Annotated in this window: 12 protein-coding genes and 1 pseudogene; 12 read left to right on the top strand and 1 reads right to left on the bottom strand. The window is 50.9% G+C overall.

Going from position 1 to position 16,252, the window contains the following annotated elements:
* Positions 1-9 precede the first annotated feature (9 nt).
* Positions 10-1,737: a type I secretion system permease/ATPase gene (locus tag SFA31_RS08740; RefSeq protein WP_322837647.1), complete on the bottom strand. Its 1,728-nt coding sequence runs from the start codon at positions 1,735-1,737 to the stop codon at positions 10-12.
* A 494-nt stretch (positions 1,738-2,231) separates the two neighbouring features.
* Between SFA31_RS08740 and SFA31_RS08735 the strand changes: the two genes are divergently transcribed.
* From SFA31_RS08735 to SFA31_RS08680, 12 genes and pseudogenes are all read left to right on the top strand, one after another.
* On the top strand, positions 2,232-2,534 hold the full coding sequence (locus tag SFA31_RS08735) for a hypothetical protein (RefSeq protein ID WP_322837646.1): 303 nt from the start codon (positions 2,232-2,234) through the stop codon (positions 2,532-2,534).
* A gap of 118 nt (positions 2,535-2,652) precedes the next feature.
* Positions 2,653-3,258, top strand: a complete 606-nt coding sequence (locus SFA31_RS08730; RefSeq protein WP_322837645.1) for a hypothetical protein — start codon at positions 2,653-2,655, stop codon at positions 3,256-3,258.
* Between the two features lie 54 nt (positions 3,259-3,312).
* On the top strand, positions 3,313-3,915 hold the full coding sequence (locus tag SFA31_RS08725) for a hypothetical protein (RefSeq protein ID WP_322837644.1): 603 nt from the start codon (positions 3,313-3,315) through the stop codon (positions 3,913-3,915).
* Between the two features lie 54 nt (positions 3,916-3,969).
* Positions 3,970-4,587 carry a hypothetical protein gene (locus SFA31_RS08720; RefSeq protein WP_322837643.1) on the top strand — a complete coding sequence of 206 codons (618 nt, stop codon included), beginning with the start codon at positions 3,970-3,972 and terminating at the stop codon, positions 4,585-4,587.
* Between the two features lie 328 nt (positions 4,588-4,915).
* Positions 4,916-5,110, top strand: a complete 195-nt coding sequence (locus tag SFA31_RS08715; protein ID WP_322837642.1) for a hypothetical protein — start codon at positions 4,916-4,918, stop codon at positions 5,108-5,110.
* Positions 5,111-5,138: 28 nt separating this feature from the next.
* Positions 5,139-8,966, top strand: a complete 3,828-nt coding sequence (locus SFA31_RS08710; protein ID WP_322837641.1) for a hypothetical protein — start codon at positions 5,139-5,141, stop codon at positions 8,964-8,966.
* A 356-nt stretch (positions 8,967-9,322) separates the two neighbouring features.
* Complete coding sequence (locus SFA31_RS08705; protein ID WP_322837640.1) at positions 9,323-9,793, top strand: hypothetical protein; 471 nt, start codon at positions 9,323-9,325, stop codon at positions 9,791-9,793.
* A 118-nt stretch (positions 9,794-9,911) separates the two neighbouring features.
* Entirely contained in the window at positions 9,912-10,886 is a 975-nt protein-coding gene (locus SFA31_RS08700) for an aldo/keto reductase (protein ID WP_322837639.1), read from the top strand.
* Between the two features lie 607 nt (positions 10,887-11,493).
* A pseudogene (locus SFA31_RS08695) lies at positions 11,494-13,895 on the top strand (DMSO/selenate family reductase complex A subunit).
* Complete coding sequence (locus SFA31_RS08690; protein ID WP_322837638.1) at positions 13,804-14,511, top strand: DMSO/selenate family reductase complex B subunit; 708 nt, start codon at positions 13,804-13,806, stop codon at positions 14,509-14,511. The pseudogene SFA31_RS08695 and the gene SFA31_RS08690 overlap by 92 nt, the downstream one beginning before the upstream one ends.
* Complete coding sequence (locus tag SFA31_RS08685) at positions 14,504-15,301, top strand: dimethyl sulfoxide reductase anchor subunit family protein (protein ID WP_322837637.1); 798 nt, start codon at positions 14,504-14,506, stop codon at positions 15,299-15,301. The genes SFA31_RS08690 and SFA31_RS08685 overlap by 8 nt, the downstream gene beginning before the upstream one ends.
* A complete protein-coding gene (locus SFA31_RS08680; RefSeq protein ID WP_322837636.1) occupies positions 15,301-16,161 on the top strand; it encodes a 4Fe-4S dicluster domain-containing protein in 861 nt (286 codons plus the stop codon). Before SFA31_RS08685 ends, SFA31_RS08680 begins: the two co-directional genes overlap by 1 nt.
* The last annotated feature ends 91 nt before the right edge of the window (positions 16,162-16,252 follow it).

Raw genomic sequence — 16,252 nt, 5'->3', positions numbered from 1 at the left:
ATTATGCGTTCAAATGGCAACGGCATCATCACGCACGGCTGGCTGACGTTGCCGTTCGTTCGGTACTTTACCCTGGCGCAGTGCCTGCGCGGACCCGAAGTAATTTACCTGCCCGTTGTTTAAAACTAATAGTTTGGTAGCACAGGCTAACAGTGCAGAGCCATGCGTAACGATAATCTGGGTACTACCGGCATTTTTCTGCGCCATAATTGCACTAATCAGCGCGGCCCGGCCGCCATCATCCAGACTGGCGTCTGGTTCATCCATAACCAGCAATACCGGTGTGTTATATATCGCCCTGGCGAGAGCAACCCGCTGCTTCTGCCCGCCTGAAAGTGGATGCCCTCTTTCGCCAAGCGGAGTGTCATACCCTAGCGGCAGTTGCAAGATCAGTTCATGCACGCCAGCACACCGCGCTGCCGCAACAATTTTGCTTTCATCATTTATCGAAAAACGGGCAATATTTTCCGCTATAGTGCCCTGAAATAATTGAATGTCCTGCGGTAAATAGCCTATATAGCTCCCTAATATATTTTTATCCCAATGCGGTAATTCGGCCCCATCGAGCCTAATTTTTCCGCCCGTCGGAGCTAACGCTCCTACCAGCGCAGCCGCTAACGTTGATTTCCCGGCCCCGGATGGCCCAATAATTCCCAATATATCGCCCGGCACCAGTTCAAAAGAAATATCACGCAGCAAACTATGAATACCCTCTCGATGACTAAGGTGTTCACACTTTAAATATCCTGTCGGAGGCGGCAGCGGAAGACGGGAAGGCGAAAGTGGCGCACTCGCTAATAGTGACTCAAGTCGTTGCCAGGACTGCCGGGTCTGAATCCAGGGACGCCAGATAGCAATAATCTGATCGATAGGCGCCATAACGCGCCCGGATAAAATGGAACCGGCAATCATCATGCCCGGCGTAATCTCCTCAAGCAGCACAAGCCATGCCCCCATCCCCAGCATCAGCGACTGTAAAGTGAGCCTTAACATGCGCGTCGCCGTACTAACGGCAGCACCACGCTCCCCCACCTGATTTTGCTGATGCAGAAAATCCCGATGCTGCTGTAACCAACGCTGATAGAAAGCGTCATGCATTCCCATAGCATCAATCACGCCGCTTTGTGACAAAGTCGCATTTACCTGGCGGGATGCTTCAGCAGAAAGTTCCCCGGCCCGTTTCACCGCCTGCGTAGTAATTTTTTGATTCAGCCAGGCCAAAAACAGCAGCACAATAGCACCAACAAGTGCCATTATTCCCAGCCAAAAATGCAGCAAGAAAATAGTCAGCAGATATAGAAAAAACCAGGGTGCATCAAAAAAAGCAAATACCGCATTCCCGCTAGAAAACTGACGTAGTTGAGTTAAGTCGCTCATTCCCTGAGCGGCATATTGTACGCTGCGGCTTCGATACCCTTCAAATACGGCATAAAAAATACGCCGGTTAATGCGCATATCTAATTGATTACCCATGCGCGACGCAATAACACTTCGTAACCATTCAAGGCCACCTAAAAATATAAACAGCCATATTACAATGACGGTTAGCATCACCAGCGTTATTTTATTTCCCGATGCCAGAACTCTGTCATAAACCTGGAGCATATATATTGAAGGCGTCAACATCAGTAAATTTGTTATCGCGCTAAAAAGCGCAATACTCCATAGTTCTTTCTTACACGCACGGATAGCGCTAAAGATCTCACCGGGTCCATTATTTTCATTGTTAACTTTCATCGCGAATATCGTATTACAGCCATTGAAGAATACACTTCCCTGTTAGAGATACTGTTTGTAACGAGCGTAAGCCTAAACAACAACGCCAAAAAATTCGTCACATATAGTTACACTGAATTCGACACCCTCCAATAAAAAACAACGCATAAAGAGAAAAATTAATGATTACCAGGGCGCACCAGGAAGCAGGCTACTTTCTTAAACAGAGTGTTTTCAGCCGAACTAAAGAAGTTCAAATAAAACTGGCAACAACTTAAGAAAAACACTCGTGAATACAAGGCAATACAAATATATGCCTTGTTAAAATTTTTGAGAGTCTCAATCTGATGAGGATACCTTTAAGAAATTTTGCAAGCAAAATCACAAAAACACGTCAAATGAGATGAATTAAGACAAAATGAAGCGACAGAGTACAATCTTCTTTTATAGTGGCTAACTCAAGGATGATAGTTACCATTTGTTACATCTGGATTGCTACGGAAAGTGGGTCATTAATGGCAAAACAATATCGCGCCAGCTTTAGAGCAGTATTAATTTATCCGCTGCAAAAAGCTTACTGCGCCACAGGGATATATTATACGGGGTTTTCCATAGCAACAGGCATAGCGCCATTTACCGCTGCCCTGCGCGCTTATATCTATCCTATACAAACAATGAAGCCTTTCTTAAAAAGAGGGTATCTATATTTAAAGCGGCGAGAAAATAAAGGCTATCGACCAGGAATTTCATCTATTAAAATAAAAGGTGACATTACTGTGCCCAAACCGCTCGATTACACCGAGTTGACGCTCAATTAAAAGAAAATATTTTACACTGTGTATAGGAAAACGCCCCGGATATGCGGGTTATCGACAGGGGCAGTTCCCTCTACTCAGAAAAGCGTTGTTAAACCCATTGTAGATAAGAAAAGCGATCATGCAGCAGGAAAACAGTATTAAACCCAAATCAGCGTTAGTTCGCGTTTTAAGCAAAGCTGTGCGAGTTTATAACACGCCTCTCTTCGCTCATATTTTCATTACGCTATTCCTTGTTTATATGACAACCATCCCCGCGCTTTATTTAAGTACCTACACTTTCCCGCAGGAAGATAAGATACACGCGCAAAGTGGCCTGTTCATTTATAAAAATATGGGCAAAGAGGGCTATGCGCCGGGCATATTCGCTAACGGGAAGAAATACCGGTTTTCTTGTGCCAGCAGGAGCACTGCTCGTCATACTTGCGGGAAAATGAGTGCAAAAGACTTTAGGCGCCTGCGTGGAAAACCTGCAACCATCTACTGGTTTCAGCAGGAAACAAATCTTTTTAGCTCGCAAAAGCGGGTGGTGGAGATAGTGATTAATAATGAAGTAACAGTCACCCGCCCCTCAGTAAACAGGTCTATCACCATAGAGCGAAAATCACGCAACTTTAATCTGTGGACAAGTAGTATTATAACAATCACTGTGAACCTTTTATTATGCTGGGGATACAGGCGGATGAATAAAGCAGAAAATAAAAACAATGTCGCTGAGAATGCATAACCTTTCTATAGCCACAAGAAACTGACAAATAAATTGCTAAAGAGACGATACTCCATGCAGCAGGAAAACAGTATTAAACCCAAATCGGCGTTAGTTCGCGTTTTAAGCAAAGCAGTGCGAGTTTATAACACGCCTCTCTTCGCTCATATTTTCAGTACGCTAATCCTTGTTTATATGACAACCATCCCCGCGCTTTATTTAAGTACCTACACTTTCCCACAGGAAGATAAGATACACGCGCAAAGTGGCCTTTTTATCTATAAAAAAATGAGCAAAGGCTATGCTCCGGGCATATTCGCTAACGGGAAGAAATACCTGTTTTCTTGTGCCAGCAGGAGCATTACTCGTCATATTTGCGGGAAAATGAGTGCAAAAGACTTTAGGCGCCTGCGTGGAAAACCTGCAACCATCTACTGGTTTCAGCAGGAAACAAATCTTTTTAGCTCGCAAAAGCGGGTGGTGGAGATAGTGATTAACAATGAAGTAACAGTCACCCGCCCCTCAGTAAACAGGTCTATCACCATAGAGCGAAAGTCACGCAACTTTAATCTATGGGCAAGTATTATTATGATAATCATCATAAATCTTTTATTATGCTGGGGATACCGGCGGATTAATAAAGCAGAAAATAAAAACAATATCGCTGAGAATGCATAACCTTTCTATAGCCACAAGAAACTGACAAATAAATTGCTAAAGAGACGATACTCCATGCAGCAGGAAAACAGTATTAAACCCAAATCGGCGTTAGTTCGCGTTTTAAGCAAAGCTGTGCGAGTTTATAACACGCCTCTCTTCGCTCATATTTTCAGCACATTATTTCTTGCTTACATGTTAGTTATACCTTCACTTTATTCAAGTAAATACACCTTTCCGCAGGAAGGTAAAATACACGCGCAAAGCGGCCTGTTCATTTATAAAAATATGGGTAAAAACGGCTACGCGCCGGGCATATTCGCTGACGGGAAGAAATACCGGTTTTCTTGTGCCAGTGGAAGTTTTATGCAACATACTTGCGGGAAAATGAGTGCAAAAGACTTTAGGCGTCTGCGTGGAAAACCTGCAACCATCTACTGGTTTCAGCAGAAAACAAATCTTTTTAGCTCGCAAAAGCGGGTGGTGGAGATAGTGGTCAATAATGAAGTAACAGTCACCCGCCCCTCAGTAAACAGGGATATCACCATAGAGCGAAAGTCACGCAACTTTAATCTGTGGACAAGTAGTATTATAACAATCACTGTGAACCTTTTATTATGCTGGGGATACAGGCGGATTAATAAAGCAGAAAAAGCGTTAAAGGAAAATAATAATACCGATACTCGCCTATAAAAATAGCGGGGAATGCATTTAAAACTCACGGAAAAAGAATAATACATCCGTTTGATAAAACAATAATACAATTGTCGATGCGCATACTTATGCAAAATTTTATAAGTTGCATTAGCTCGCTAATAGTTAAACACACTATTATCAAGCGGCGGGTTCTTAGCTTACCCAAAGAAATAATGAGCAAGCATAGTAATAAAAAACGCTTTAACAATAATTACACGAATAAAAAAGTATTTTTTAAAAAAAACACGGCACAGAAACACTGATACAGGGAAACCTGATTTAGTGAGGTCAACTCAACAATACGGCAGAAACAAGGAAGGTAACGATGAGTCATCTATTTTTAGAGAGCGGTTTCGGGAATATTTTAGCCTATATTAGCGGGCATACCAATATATTGCCCACCATAAATAATGCAACTAAAATTGAGGATGCCAACGGTGCGTTTAGTTTTGGGGTCAGCGCGGCGCAAACCGGGGCTTCGGTGTGGGAAATGATAGGTAAGGAGCTGCCCACCAGCTAGCGCTGGGCTTGGGGTTGATTTAATAGCAATGCAAAAATCTTATCAACAAACTGGCACCGTCAACACTTCTAATATCTACTCCGCCCTGAGTAACATTAGCTCCGCTGCCAGCGCGCTGGCGCTGATGGCCGCCATTGGTGGCACAGCGGTAAGCGCCCCGGCTTTAGCCTCTGTGGCTGCCGCCCTTACCGTCGTCGGCGGAATACTTGCCGTTGCCAGCGTAGCGTCAAAATCAACAATTAATGTGGATGCCTTATTGAATGATATTCACGACAGTCTGGCCCCCGCTCAGGACGCGCTGGGCAGCGTTTGGGATCAGGCTACGAAAATGGTTGACGGCCTGGTTGACGCCTTTGAACAGGGTGAAAACGCGCTGGCAGAGGCATTAAACGCCATGGCGGAAGCCGCTAAGGAAGCGATGAAGGATGCCGGAAATGCCATTGCCAACGCACTTTCCTCCGCTACGGGAATACCGGTTGACGCGTTACAAAAACTTCTGGAAAAAGCGGCGAATGCGGTAAGCCCGCTGATCGTCGATCTTGACGGCGATGGCGTGGAGACCTCAGAAACTACCACATGGTTCGACCACGATGGTAACGGCTACGCTCAACAAACCGGCTGGGTTGGCAGAGACGATGGCTTACTGGTGTTGGACAAAAATCAAAACGGCCTCATTGATGACGGTAGCGAATTATTTGGCAACAATACCCGGCTTTCTGACGGCGAACTGGCTGAAAATGGTTTTCTGGCCCTGGCCGACTACGACAGCAATGGGGATGGCGTTATCGATATTAATGACGAAATTTTTACGCGCCTTAAAATCTGGCAGGATCGGAATGGCGATGGCATAACCGATGAAGGTGAGCTCATCACGCTGGAACAAGCGGGTATCAAAGCGATTAATCTGGACTGGCGCGATACTGATATTGTCGACGCTGCGGGTAACCATCATCGCCAACAGGGTGGCTATATTAAAACTGACGGTACGACCGGCGCGATATCTGACGTTTGGTTTAACCAGAATCCGGGCCACCGGGTTGACAAAAACCCGGTTCCAGTCGGTGACGACATCGCTAAACTCCCCGACATTATTGGCAGTGGAAACGTCAGCGATCTTCATCAGGCTATGGCCCGCAGTAATGACCCCGCGCTACGGTCTCTCGTGGAGCAATTTATACGGGAAGAGGACCCGGCGCGGCGTTATGAACTGGTCGATGAGTTACTCCGGCAATGGAGCGGAGCCAGCCAATATGCAACCGACAGCCGTGGCAGGAATATCGATGCGCAAAAACTCTACGCTCTTGAAGCCTTCCTGGGTGAACGTTTTTACCAGCAATTTGTAGGTAGCGGTAACCCCGGAGCAAATGCGGCAGAACTACTTGATGATGCCTGGCACTGCCTGCAGGACAATATCTACGGCCAGCTAATGATGCAAACTCACCAGGCGGAGCTCATCGACCTTGCTGCCTGGCACATTGAAAAGGGTCAGATTATCTGGGAGGCGGACGCCATAGCTGAAAAATTACTTGAGAGCTGGCTACATGCCCCTGAAGCCGCGCTGAAAGAGATTGCCTCGCTTATTCAGACTCTCAAAGGGGTCGATACAGACTTCACGCACCAAATATTGCACGGTCTGGCCGAAATAACGCTTTCCGGAAATGAAGACTTTTCCGCAATATTAAATACTTTTAGCATCAATCCCGAAATTCCCATCATCGCCGGGCTCGCGGGAAATGATACGCTCGATGCACAGCATGCGGCTTTAATGCTGGGTATGGATGGCGACGACACACTTAACGGTTCCGGCTTCGCCGATACCCTCAGCGGCGGGCGCGGTAATGACATCCTGCGCGGCGGCGGCGGCGATGACACCTATCTCTACGCCAGCGGCGATGGCCATGACGTCATCGAGGAAAAATACCTCGGCGGCAGCGATACCCTGCGCCTGAGCCATATCGGCGCCGAACGCATTACCGTTACCCGCGACGGCAATGACATGCTGATTAACGTTCAGGCCAGCGCGCCCGGCGCCGGGGACGCCGGCTCCATCCGTTTATCCGGCCAGGCGGCTGATGCATCAACCGGTACCGGCGTCGAATTCATCACGCTGGACGACGGCACCCGCTGGGACCAGAAAACCCTGCGCCAGATGATGTTTGACACCGCCCGCACCGACGGCGATGACATTATCACCGGCTCCACGGCCGCCGATACCCTCAGCGGCGGGCGTGGTAATGACACCCTGCGCGGCGGCGGCGGCGATGACACCTATCTCTACGCCAGCGGCGACGGCCATGACGTCATCGAGGAAAAATACCTCGGCGGCAGCGATACCCTGCGCCTGAGCCATATCGGCGCCGAACGCATTACCGTTACCCGCGACGGCAATGACATGCTGATTAACGTTCAGGCCAGCGCGCCCGGCGCCGGGGACGCCGGCTCCATCCGCTTATCCGGCCAGGCGGCTGACGCATCATACAGTACCGGCGTCGAATACATCACACTGGACGACGGCACCCGCTGGGACCAGAAAACCCTGCGCCAGATGATGTTTGACACCGCCCGCACCGACGGCGATGACATTATCACCGGCTCCACGGCCGCCGATACCCTCAGCGGCGGGCGCGGCAATGACACCCTGCGCGGCGGCGCCGGCGATGACACCTATCTCTACGCCAGCGGCGACGGCCATGACACCATCGAGGAAAAATACCTCGGCGGCAGCGATACCCTGCGCCTGAGCCATATCGGCGCCGAACGCATTACCGTTACCCGCGACGGCAATGACATGCTGATTAACGTTCAGGCCAGCGCGCCCGGCGCCGGGGACGCCGGCTCCATCCGTTTATCCGGCCAGGCGGCTGATGCATCAACCGGTACCGGCGTCGAATTCATCACGCTGGACGACGGCACCCGCTGGGACCAGAAAACCCTGCGCCAGATGATGTTTGACACCGCCCGCACCGACGGCGATGACATTATCACCGGCTCCACGGCCGCCGATACCCTCAGCGGTGGGAGCGGCAATGACACCCTGCGCGGCGGCGGCGGCGATGACACCTATCTCTACGCCAGCGGCGATGGCCATGACACCATCGAGGAAAAATACCTCGGCGGCAGCGATACCCTGCGCCTGAGCCATATCGGCGCCGAACGCATTACCGTTACCCGCGACGGCGATGACATGCTGATTAATATCCGGGCCAGCGCGCCCGGCGCCGGGGACGCCGGCTCCATCCGCTTATCCGGCCAGGCGGCTGACGCATCATACAGCACCGGCGTCGAATACATCACACTGGACGACGGCACCCGCTGGGACCAGAAAACCCTGCGCCAGATGATGTTTGACACCGCCCGCACCGACGGCGATGACATTATCACCGGCTCCACGGCCGCCGATACCCTCAGCGGCGGGCGCGGCAATGACATCCTGCGCGGCGGCGCCGGCGATGACACCTATCTCTACGCCAGCGGCGACGGCCATGACGTCATCGAGGAAAAATATCTCGGCGGCAGCGATACCCTGCGCCTGAGCCATATCGGCGCCGAACGCATTACCGTTACCCGCGACGGCGATGACATGCTGATTAATATTCAGGCCAGTGCACCCGGTGCCGGGGACGCCGGCTCCATCCGCTTATTGGATCAACTAAGCACCTCCAGACAAACCGGTGTAGAAACACTCGAATGGGATAATGGCGATATCTGGGATCTTACCGATCCGTCGATATTTACCAGCGCGCAAACGCAGAGTTTTTCACCCACAGCCTTAATGATTAGCAATATGTCCGAACTGATAGCCGCTGATATTCCGGAGATCTCCTCTTCCACTTGCCAGGAGAGCCTCTGGGTTTAAGGTTTAATTTAACGTCGGTAATAAAGACTACTACTATTACCGGCGTTATCTTTAAGATATTTTTATTAACCTTGGCAATCCATCTTTATAAAATTTCCTGTTTTATTATTTCTCAGTAATATATCTTTTACTCGCCAATTTCTCTTATTGTATTCATAGTGCAAATATAACTGCCCTCTTCTAATTATTTTTCCCTTTTCCGTTTTGATTTTTCTGAGTTATTTTTCAGTAATAAAATCCTCTTTCACAATGAGCATCTTTTCAACAAAAGCACCGTCAGGTTAGTGATAGCGTATTTAATAAGCAGTAGGAAATGAAATTAAAAGACACTTACCCTCAGCTTTAAGGACAAAGAAATGAAAAGTGTAACTAACGAAGTTAAAGAAGAATTTAACTGCCCGTCTTCTACATTATTTAACCTATTAACTGCCCCTGCGAACTGGCTGGGGCTACACCCGGTCACTAAAGGCATTTATGGCCCGGCAATTACCCGCAGCCTGGGCGTTGGCGGCGTGGCAATCGAACACATCGACTCTGATGAGCGCCCGGCTCCTTTCGATGCTGTATGGTTGGTGACGCGCCATGAGCAGGATAAAGTATGGGAGTTGTCATCTCTCTATTTCGGCGGTCAGCCACTCACCGTCAAAATACGCTATGACTTTCTTCAACATTCAAACAATATGACTACGTTTAAAAGGACAATGATCACCTACTATCAGGAAGGCGATATTTCTGAGCAAAACCTGAAGGCCTCAAAAAGCGCCAGGGAACATGAGATCTATTTCGATAATATCCGTAAAAGATTGAACGCGCTTCAGGCTTCCTGATTGTGACAAGCGGCCCGGGGCAACCTGGGCAGTTATCTGTTCCCGATACAGAATCCAATAACTTAATCTCACCCTGCTATGCTTATTACCGGTATCTCTACACAATAAGGAGCAGAGAATGCATTATCTCTCGTTAGGAAAAACCGACCTGCGCGTCTCGCGTCTGTGTTTAGGCTGCATGACTTTTGGCGAGCCCAGCCGCGGCAACCACGCCTGGACGCTGCCCGAGGAAAGTAGCCGGGTCATTATCAAACGCGCGCTGGACGGCGGAATTAATTTTTTTGATACCGCAAACAGTTATTCTGACGGCAGCAGCGAAGAGATACTGGGGCGTGCGCTGCGTGATTTTTCCCGCCGGGAAGATGTGGTGGTGGCAACGAAAGTGTTTCACGCGGCAGGCTCACTAAAACAGGGGCTTTCCCGCGCCCAAATTATGCAGTCTATTGACGACAGCCTGAGCCGTCTGAACATGGATTATGTAGATCTGCTTCAAATCCACCGCTGGGATCCGAATACGCCTCTGGAAGAAACTCTGGAAGCCCTGCACGATGTGGTAAAGATGGGAAAAGCGCGCTATATCGGCGCTTCGTCAATGTATGCCTGGCAATTCGCCCGCGCGCTATATACCCAGGATAACCACGGCTGGACGCGGTTCGTCACCATGCAGGATCAATACAATCTGATCCAGCGCGAAGAAGAGCGTGAAATGCTACCGTTATGCTACGCCGAAAACATTGCAGTTATTCCCTGGAGCCCACTGGCGCGGGGCCGCCTGACCCGTGCCTGGGGTGAAACAACAGCGCGCCTCGTTTCGGATGAGTTTGGGAAAACGCTCTATGCCAGCAGCGAAGAAAATGACGCGCAAATCGCCGAGCGGCTAGCTAATGTCGCAGCCGCACGCGGCACGACGCGGGCGCAGGCGGCTTTAGCATGGCTGCTCAGTAAACCCGCCATTGCAGCGCCTATTATTGGCACTTCACGCACAGAGCAGCTTGATGAACTGATTCAAGCCGTGGATATCACGCTGGAACCTGAAGAAATTGCCGAACTGGAAATGGCCTACGCGCCGCATCACGTGGTCGGTTTCTCGTAACCTACCCCCAACGCCGTTTCACAATACTGAATGTGTCCGGCATCACTGGCACGCTCAGTATTGTGCTATCCCTGGCTGCGGTTAGCGGGCTATTTAACGCCGCACAATCAGAGATAAATTCTTTTAAATAACATATTATTTTCATCGCGTTGATAATTAGCCCGCTTTAACGCTGTTATTCTGAGTGAATAGCATAAGCAGTAATTTGAATAATAGAAAACGGCGCTTAAATTCTCTTCATATCAATATTATTTAATCTAATTTTATTAACACCTATTTTAAAAATCACTATTTTCATTTGCAAACTAGAACCAAGCGATGATATTCAGAAAAATCTTCTCAGCATATACTCAACGACTACTTTTTGAGTACATTGCTACCGGTCAATGCATAAATAAAACGCTCTCATCTAATAAGCTGTAGTTATTGATTACCACTGTTTTCTTAAACTCAATATATACCCATTCTCAGATGCGAATAGCATTCATTTTAAATAAATTAATATTGCGATTTACCTAAACTGGCGCGTATTCATTGCGTGAGATCAATACCTCCTTTCACGATTTTCATAACAATCGCCGCTTTATTTTCCTCGGGATCACCATTGATGAAAAAAAGCAATAGTGCTAAAGGAGTAACACTGTCTGCGATATCGCGACGGAGCTTTGTCAAAGCCAGTACCGCACTGGCACTCTCTACGCCGCTCTTTTCACTGCGTTCAGCGCAAGGCGCGGGCCAGACGCATTCTGTGTCATCGGCGGCCACAGCGGATGATGAACGCGTTGTCGCCACCTGCAGCACCTTTGACTGCGGTGGTAAATGCGATATCCGTGCCCATGTACGTCATGGTGAAGTGACGCGAATTTCCACGCGCCCGGATAACGAACTGGATCCCGAAATGCCCATTATGCGGGCCTGCGTGCGCGGGCGGGCCTACCGTAAATTTGTCTATCATCCGGACAGACTAAAGTACCCGATGAAGCGCGTAGGTAAACGCGGCGAGGGGAAATTTGAACGGATTTCATGGGATGAAGCGACAACGCTGATTGCGCAGAATATGCAGCGCATTACGCGTCAGTACGGCCCTGCCTCCCGGTATGTTCACAATAATACTGCCACCAGCAGCGGTACCTTCACCGGCGATAAAATGGTGCGCCGTCTGCTTAATCTCACGGGCGGTTATCTGGAGTACTACCACTCCGTAAGTATGGGGAATACCGGTGCAGCAACGCCTTATACCTATGGGGTTGCCGCCAGCGGCAGTTCGCTGGATACGCTGGCCAATACGCCGCTGGTTATCTTATGGGGGCATAACCCAACGGAAACGATTTTCGGGCATACCAATCACTATTTTCAGCGCATGAAACAGAACGGCACCCGGTTTATCGTAGTTGATCCCCGCTATTCCGATACCGCCGCCTCTCTCGCCGATGAATGGATCCCATTACTTCCCTCAACCGACAATGCGCTGATGGACGCAATGATGTATGTCATTGTGAGCGAGAACCTCCACGATAAAGCGTTTATTGAACGCTACACGCTGGGTTTTGATGAACAGAACATGCCGGAAGGCGTGCCGCCTGGCGAATCGCTGGTCGCTTACCTCATGGGCCATAAAGATGGCGTAGTGAAAACGCCCGAATGGGCGGAGCGCATCACGCACGTTCCCGCACAGACCATCCGCCAGCTCGCCCGGGATTACGCTACAGCTAAACCCGCCGCGCTGATTCAGGGCTGGGGACCGCAGCGCCACAACTGCGGCGAACGTACCGCACGCGGTTCCACACTGCTGGCGACAATTACCGGCAATGTAGGCCGCATGGGTGGCTGGGCCGCCGGCTATGGCGGCTGCGGCAACCGTAAATTCGCCGCTGGCCCGGAGATGCCGGATAACCCGGTATCCGCCAAAATTTCCATTATGAATTGGGTACAGGCCGCCGATGATGCCAGCAAAGTCACACCGGAAATGGGACTAAAAGGGGTTGATAAGCTGGATAGCAATATCCGCATGCTCTTTTGCCTGGCGGGTAACTATTTGTCTAACCAAAACCCGGATATCAACCATGCGGCCCGGGTGCTGGAAGACGACGCTAAAATTGAATTTATCGTAGTTAGCGATCTGTATATGACGCCCAGCGCGAAATACGCCGATATTCTGTTACCAGAAACCAGTTTTATGGAGCGCTGGAATATCGGTGAAACCTGGGGCACGGGCAACTATCTCCTGCTCTCGGAAAAAGTCATTGAGCCGCAATTCGAGCGCCGCTCTGACTACGACTGGCTGCGGGAAGTCGCTGCTAAGCTTGGAATTGAACAGGATTTCAGCCAGGGTCGTGACGAAAAAGCCTGGATTGCGCATATTTGGGAACAAACGCGGCTGGCAATGCCTGACGAAAATTTGCCCGATTTCGCCGGTCTGCAAACCCAGCGTCGTCATCTGTTTAAAAGCCCGCCTTACGTCGCTTTTGAAGAGAATATCCGCGATCCGCAAAATCATCCGTTCCAGACGCCTTCCGGTAAAATCGAAATTTTCTCAAAACGTCTGTATGACATGCAGCACCCGGAAATTCCGGCGCTCTCACACTATGTCCCTGCGCATGAAGGGCCGGAAGATAGCCTGGCGAAAAAATATCCGCTACAGCTGATCACCTGGAAAGGGAAAAACCGTGCTAATTCAACGCAATATGCTAATCCCTGGCTGCAGGAGGTTCAACAGCAGGCGCTGTGGATTAACCCGCAGGACGCGCAGCGGCGCGGCATTAAGCACGGCGATACCGTCCGGATTCATAATGACCGCGGCGTCACACTGGTGCCGGCGCATATAACGCCGCGCATCATCCCGGGCGTGGTCGCTATGCAGGCCGGTGCCTGGTGGCAGCCCGACGCGCACAGGGCGTGGACCACGGCGGTTGCGCCAATGTGCTCAGTTCGGCGCGCATTACGCCGCTGGCGAAAGGGAATTCTCACCAAACTATGCTCGTGGAGGTCACTCAATATGACGTCATTTAAGCACTACCCGCCGGTGAGCGAGCAGCAGCTCGGGTTTTTCATCGACACTTCGCGCTGTTCAGGGTGCAAAGCCTGCCAGGTGGGCTGTAAAGATAAAAATAATCTGGAGCCGGGCCGCCGCTTTCGCCGGGTTTATGAGGTAGCCGGCGGCGGGTTTATCGCGACCGGCCAGGGCGGCGTGCAGAATAACGTTTTCGCCTACACCCTTTCTATTTCGTGCAATCACTGCGCTGACCCGGTGTGCACGAAAAATTGCCCGACGACCGCAATGCATAAACGCCCGGGCGATGGCATTGTCCGCGTCGATACCGATAAATGCGTGGGCTGCGGCTACTGTGCCTGGTCCTGCCCTTACGGTGCACCGCAAATGAATACCCAGACCGGGCAGATGTCTAAGTGCGATTTTTGCGTCGATTTGCAGGCCGCCGGAGGCCGCCCCGTATGCGTCGATACCTGCCCGCTGGGTGCCATTGATTTCGGACCAATAGAAGAACTGCGCGCTAAATATGGGCATCTCTGCGACGTGAAAGGATTGCCGGACTCTTCTTTGACGCGTCCTAACCTTGTTATAAAACCACACCGCGGCAGTGAAAAAGAGGAGACGCCTCATGCATGAGTTACCGTTAATTCTGTTTACTCTGCTGGTACAGGCATCAGTGGGCGTGATGTGCGTATTCGCCTGCTTCTCGCCAAAGTCGCTGGCCCCCACCCAACGCACGCTGGCAGTGCTTTTTATTTGTTTCAGCGCCGGGCTTGGGTTACTGGCGTCTACCCTGCATATGGGGTATCCGCTGAACGCGTTTAATGCATTGCGCCATTTTGCCAGCTCATGGCTTAGCCGGGAAATCGTCTTTGCCGCTCTGTATCTTGGGCTGTCAGGTATCGCACTGCTGTGCGCGCTGCTGCGCCGCACGCCGCCTCGCGTATTACTGTTCGCTGCGGCGCTTTGTGGGCTTGTCGATCTGCTTTGTATGAGCGCGATTTATATGCACGCCACTGTCGTTACCTGGCGCCATATTAATACGCTGTTCATGTTTTACGGGTCCGCCGCGCTGCTGGGGGCGGTATTTTCCGCATGGATTTTACCTTTATCGCCTCGCGCACTCAGGGTTCTCGCCGGTATCGCTATTGCCGCACTGGCGCTTCGTCTCCTCGTTCAGCCGGATTATATAAGCTGGCTTTCAGACGCCGCGCGCAGTGAAGCGGTGACGTTCCCACACTATCCGCTGACGGCATTTCGCCTGCTCTCTGGTATGCGCCTGAGCGCATGGATTAGTTCAGCGGTCGGCGTCCTGCTGTTCACGCTGGCGGCCCGGCGCGGAAAATCACCGCTGCTGTTATCCGGCTGCGTGTTGATCGCGGTGGCTGAAATTCTCCAGCGCTTCACCTTTTTTAGCATTCAGTAATGGTATTCCTTTCTGACAGCCCCGCCGCGACGGCGGGGTGCTTGCGCCAGCGCTTTCGTTTTTCCACCTGTCGCGCCTGTGCAGAGGCCTGCGCGACGCGGGCTATCACAATCAATAAAGCAGAAATAACCCTCAACCAGCCACAGTGCACCGACTGTGGAGCCTGCCTGTTCGTCTGCCCTGTCAACGCAATTACCGGCATACGGCCACCGCGACGCGGGTATCGCTCAGGCGTGCTGTGCGCGCCGCTTACGTATCCTGCGCCGGACGTTGAAGAGCTGAAGTCATGGCACGCGGAATATCATATTCGGGCCGTCGAGCTGAATGTTACCGCTGCTCCGGGCTGGGCGCTGGCGATCGCCCGTCTGAATCTTTATTTGCAGGCAGTCAATGAGCCTGTCTGGCAGGCGCTTCCTCCCGCTGCGCCGGAACAAAACGCCGGGCTTCGCCGGTTACTGCATTTGCCTCAACACAATGATGCGCTTCAGGCGAGCGTAACGCCGGGTAAGCGGCTACATCGCCGTTATTTTTCCCGCTATCGGGAATATGCACTGGCGATTTCACCGCAAAATTGCCAGCTTTGCGGCGCCTGCGGACGCGCCTGCCCGGAGGGCGCTCTGATATTTAATGAAGGAGGCTGGATGATTGACGATGCAAAATGTACCGGCTGCAAAGCCTGTGTCGCCAGCTGCCTGCATAACGCCATAACGGTAACCGCAGAGGTTGCCCCTGCCCGACAGCAATATATTCCCTTACATCAGCGGCACTGCGCGCGCTGCCGCCGGCCCTTTCTCGCCTGGGATGCGCACGCCATGCATTGCCATATTTGCTGCCGGCACCTTCACGGCATGCGCAGTTAGTTTCACACAGATTTATCATTTGTCTGGCTGGGTAAAATCTCCTTCTGCCCGGCGTTGAGATGGCTTTTCCCTAAAGTTAAAGCTCGTATTT

Origin of the sequence: Erwinia sp. HR93, from assembly GCF_034555055.1 — a bacterium.
Lineage (GTDB): Bacteria > Pseudomonadota > Gammaproteobacteria > Enterobacterales > Enterobacteriaceae > Apirhabdus > Apirhabdus apintestini.
Note: the sequence above shows the minus strand (reverse complement) of the source record. Positions and strands in the feature narration are given on the sequence as shown.

Coding starts and splice junctions, on each gene's coding strand:
- SFA31_RS08740 (WP_322837647.1), bottom strand. CDS start 1,737: ATGAAAGTTAACAATGAAAATAATGGACCCGGTGAGATCTTTAGCGCT.
- SFA31_RS08735 (WP_322837646.1), top strand. CDS start 2,232: ATGGCAAAACAATATCGCGCCAGCTTTAGAGCAGTATTAATTTATCCG.
- SFA31_RS08685 (WP_322837637.1), top strand. CDS start 14,504: ATGCATGAGTTACCGTTAATTCTGTTTACTCTGCTGGTACAGGCATCA.
- SFA31_RS08720 (WP_322837643.1), top strand. CDS start 3,970: ATGCAGCAGGAAAACAGTATTAAACCCAAATCGGCGTTAGTTCGCGTT.
- SFA31_RS08700 (WP_322837639.1), top strand. CDS start 9,912: ATGCATTATCTCTCGTTAGGAAAAACCGACCTGCGCGTCTCGCGTCTG.
- SFA31_RS08690 (WP_322837638.1), top strand. CDS start 13,804: ATGTGCTCAGTTCGGCGCGCATTACGCCGCTGGCGAAAGGGAATTCTC.
- SFA31_RS08710 (WP_322837641.1), top strand. CDS start 5,139: ATGCAAAAATCTTATCAACAAACTGGCACCGTCAACACTTCTAATATC.
- SFA31_RS08705 (WP_322837640.1), top strand. CDS start 9,323: ATGAAAAGTGTAACTAACGAAGTTAAAGAAGAATTTAACTGCCCGTCT.
- SFA31_RS08725 (WP_322837644.1), top strand. CDS start 3,313: ATGCAGCAGGAAAACAGTATTAAACCCAAATCGGCGTTAGTTCGCGTT.
- SFA31_RS08715 (WP_322837642.1), top strand. CDS start 4,916: ATGAGTCATCTATTTTTAGAGAGCGGTTTCGGGAATATTTTAGCCTAT.
- SFA31_RS08730 (WP_322837645.1), top strand. CDS start 2,653: ATGCAGCAGGAAAACAGTATTAAACCCAAATCAGCGTTAGTTCGCGTT.
- SFA31_RS08680 (WP_322837636.1), top strand. CDS start 15,301: ATGGTATTCCTTTCTGACAGCCCCGCCGCGACGGCGGGGTGCTTGCGC.